The 3,387-nt window shown below is 62.5% G+C and carries 7 protein-coding genes; all 7 read left to right on the top strand.

The window, feature by feature from the left end; translation table 11 throughout:
* Positions 1-604: phage/plasmid replication protein, II/X family (locus tag AC1D1X_RS18910; protein WP_477698884.1), on the top strand; the 604-nt coding region annotated here is incomplete at its 5' end.
* A gap of 10 nt (positions 605-614) precedes the next feature.
* Entirely contained in the window at positions 615-935 is a 321-nt protein-coding gene (locus AC1D1X_RS18905; protein ID WP_477698883.1) for a single-stranded DNA-binding protein, read from the top strand.
* A gap of 10 nt (positions 936-945) precedes the next feature.
* Positions 946-1,083, top strand: coding sequence for a hypothetical protein (locus AC1D1X_RS18900; RefSeq protein ID WP_477668220.1), 138 nt, complete (start codon positions 946-948; stop codon positions 1,081-1,083).
* A gap of 11 nt (positions 1,084-1,094) precedes the next feature.
* Positions 1,095-1,229: a hypothetical protein gene (locus tag AC1D1X_RS18895; protein WP_477668221.1), complete on the top strand. Its 135-nt coding sequence runs from the start codon at positions 1,095-1,097 to the stop codon at positions 1,227-1,229.
* A 1-nt stretch (position 1,230) separates the two neighbouring features.
* A complete protein-coding gene (locus AC1D1X_RS18890; protein ID WP_477668222.1) occupies positions 1,231-1,443 on the top strand; it encodes a hypothetical protein in 213 nt (70 codons plus the stop codon).
* A gap of 95 nt (positions 1,444-1,538) precedes the next feature.
* The gene (locus tag AC1D1X_RS18885; protein ID WP_477668223.1) at positions 1,539-1,796 is read left to right on the top strand and encodes a hypothetical protein; all 258 of its coding nucleotides are present in this window, start codon (positions 1,539-1,541) and stop codon (positions 1,794-1,796) included.
* Positions 1,797-1,908: 112 nt separating this feature from the next.
* A complete protein-coding gene (locus AC1D1X_RS18880) occupies positions 1,909-3,258 on the top strand; it encodes a hypothetical protein (RefSeq protein ID WP_477668224.1) in 1,350 nt (449 codons plus the stop codon).
* The last annotated feature ends 129 nt before the right edge of the window (positions 3,259-3,387 follow it).

Here is a 3,387-nt window from a genome sequence, read left to right as displayed (position 1 = left end):
CTACTCACGCCTGCGCAGTTTTTTCCGCATCCTCTTCGATCACATCCACGGCACCAACGAGAAAAATCCCGGCCGCGTCGAGCGCAAATTGAAAGCCCTGCAACGCCTGGCCGACAACCGGCTGCGCGTCGAGGTCGAGATTCACAGCGACAAATTCCAGTACGACTTCGGCAAGAACCCCACCGTGGCCGAAGTCACCGATGACTACCTGGAAGGCATTCACGACACAGAGATTGAGCGACTGCTCAGAGAAGGGAAGCAAGCGATGGAAACAGTACGCAGCACCACAGCCGTGATCACACGGCTGCAAAACACCTACGGCGACACGCGCGGCGGCCAGCTCTACGGCTTCTGGTCCGCGCTCTGCACGCTCAACGAGAACGTGGTCCGGGCCAAGTACAGCCGCGCCACCTTCTTTCGCAATCGCAAGTTGCTGGAAGACGCCGGCGTGAGCTGGCGCGCTTCCAACATCGTCGTCACAGCCAACGACTCCCTCATTCACGATTTCACGCCGCAACGCGTGGACCGGCGGTTTTGTTTTTCTCCGGCTCGGAACCGCCCCGAATACCACGTCAGCCGGGATTTGATGCGGCTTGCCGCGTAAGGAGTATTTGATGTCAGCACAACCGAACAACATCCAGCCCATGCAAGGCAAGCGCTTCATGGAAGTCACCATCAAAGGCAAGATCGAAGCCGCCCGCCGCCATGAGAAAAAACACTACACCCGCCTGATCACCCCAGCGGCCGACGCCYACACCCGCCCCCAGGTGGTCGAAGTGCGCAGCAACCAGCGCCTGGGCCAGCAGGGTGACGAAATCACGGTGGACTGCAAGCTCGGCGGCTACACCCGCAAGGCGTTCCGTTCGACCGACAAGGACACCGGCGAGATCTCCATGGTCACACCGGTGGACATGACACTCGACGCCAACGACTGAGACGTTTCGCATGCGAAACCCCATCCGCACCCACAACCGTTTCAGCGCGGCGTGGGTCTATATCCACCAGGCGCTCATCACCTGCATCGAGGTCCTGCGCCTCGGTGTGCGTGATGCCCGCGCCACCCTGCGCCACCGGGCGCGCTGAAAGGAAACGCCATGGCGCAATTCAGCTGCAGCGCCTGCGGCTACGCAGGCCACTATGTGGAGTTCAAGGTCGAGCCCGAAGCCGACCCCGACGACGCTGAGCTGGAATGCCCCGAATGCGGCTCCGAGAAAGTTTCGGAGGACTGAAATGCGGTTTCTGATCTGCACCCAAGACATCGACCCGTGTCCCCCGGCCAACGTCTCGTCTCTCAGCCTGGCCGAGACGCTGGACCCCGCCCTCCTGGGCATCACCCCCCAGGCTGTTCTTAAAACCTACACAGGAGGATTTGCCGCCGTGCTGGCCATGTGGCTCATCGGCTACGGCATTGGAATCGCGACCGGCTTGATCCGCAAGGTTTGACTCCAGCCGGGAGGCTGCCAGCGTTGTGAAACGTCGTGGCCTCTCGGGTGTAGTTCCGGATGTTCCGGAAAGCACCATTTGAAAAAGGAATTCAAATGAAGCTCTTCAACGTCGCCAAAAAATACGGCAGCACCGCTGTCGGCAAAGCCGCCGCCGCAGGCACCAGCCTGATGCTGCTGGCCAACCGCGCCATGGCCCAGACCGCCGACCCCAGCGTGCTGGACCAATTCCTCGACGCCATCGGCCTGGGCACGGTCACCGGCAAGGTCGTGGCCATTGGTCTCCTGATCGTCGGCATCGCGCTGGCCTTCAAAGGCCCGGACATCGCCAAGCGCGTGATCCGCAAGGTCTAAGGGGGTTGCCATGCTCACCGGTGCCCTCATCGCCCTGTTCTGGGCCATCATCGCCCTGATCGGTGCTCTGAGCGGCATCGGTTTGTGTCTCGCACTCGGGAGGGGCCGCTAAATGATTAGCCAACGCCTCCTCAGTGGTTTATTTCTGCTGCTGATGTGCCTGGGCACAGCCCACGCCCAGACCGGCACTTACGACATCTTCCGCACCACTGGCGGCACGGTGGTCTTCACCGGCCCCGGTCCCGTCACCACCATTCCCCCGGCCAGCGCCGGCCAGATCATCTGGGACAACGCCGTCAAAACCGACGGCGGCCTGCCCAAGGTCGAAGGCGGCACCACTGCCAAAAATCCCTCCGGCAACCCGGTAGCCGTCAAAGGCTTCGGCCGCATCCCCGCCGCCAAGGTCGCCGTCGCCCTCGGCAACCTGTTCGGCCGCGTCGCCGGTCCCATCGTCGTCGCCTCAGCGCTCTGGAACTTCTGCAAGGAACTGGACTTCGGCTGCAACCGCGCCGGCAATTCCGGCACCATCACCATCACGAAATTCGACCCGAACGTCTGTACGGTGGCGCCGTGCTACCAGTACAACACCTCGGTGCTTGCGACCTTCTACCCGAGCAAGTCGCAGGCTTGCACGGCCAGCGCCGAAAGCCGCAGCAACGTCCGGTTTCTGTACAAGGGCACCGTGAGCGGCAATGTCTGCCATGCCGAGGCGACGGAGCGAAGTGATGGGTCTTATGCCGGCTATGCGGACTGGCCCATCGGCCAGGTCTCCGCACCACCTGTGACTGACAACCCCGGCACCCCCTCCAGCCTGCAGGAGCTGCAGGACGCCATTGCCTCCAAAAGCGGCTGGCCCACCAGCTCCACCATCGGCCCCCTGCTGGAGCAGGCCATTGCCCAATCCCCCAAAGCCATCGAGATCGGACCGATCTCCCTGAGCGGCCCCGCCAGCACCCCTGGCACCCAGAAGGTCACCAACCTGCCCAACGGCAACGTGAAGACGGAAACCGTGACCCATAACCACACCTACGAAGGCAACAAGATCACGACCACCAACGTGACCAACATCACCAACTACAACCCGGTCACCAACATCACCGAAACGGAAACTAGCACCGAAACCACCCCGGAGAAAGACCCGGAGGAGCCCCCGGTGGACACGGCATTGCCCGAGGTGCCCAAGCTCTACGAACGCAAATACCCCGAGGGCCTGGTCGGCGTCTGGCGGGAACAAAAGGCGGCTCTCACGGCCACCCCCGTCGCCAACCTGATGGGCAAGCTCATGCCCAGCGTGGGCACGGGCGGCAGCTGCCCGGCCTGGAACCTGGACTTCGGCTTTGCCGTCTGGGCGGACTTCGGAGTCCGGGATGTGGCGCCGCCTTGTTATGTCTGGGACTGGGGCCGTCTGATCATCCTGGTCAGCGCCTTGCTGCTGGCCCGGGCTTTGATCTTTGGAGGTTGAGCATGAGTGCGGCCTTCTCGATGCTGTTTGCCAAGATCACGGCGGTCCTGCAGTGGTTTGCGGCGCTCAATGTCGCCATCTTCGTGGCGCTCTGGGCCATGGGTCAGGATGTCTTTGCCTGGCTGTTTG

It is taken from the genome of Polaromonas sp. P1_G4 (assembly GCF_056405475.1).
This window is presented reverse-complemented; position numbering and strand designations above follow the sequence as displayed.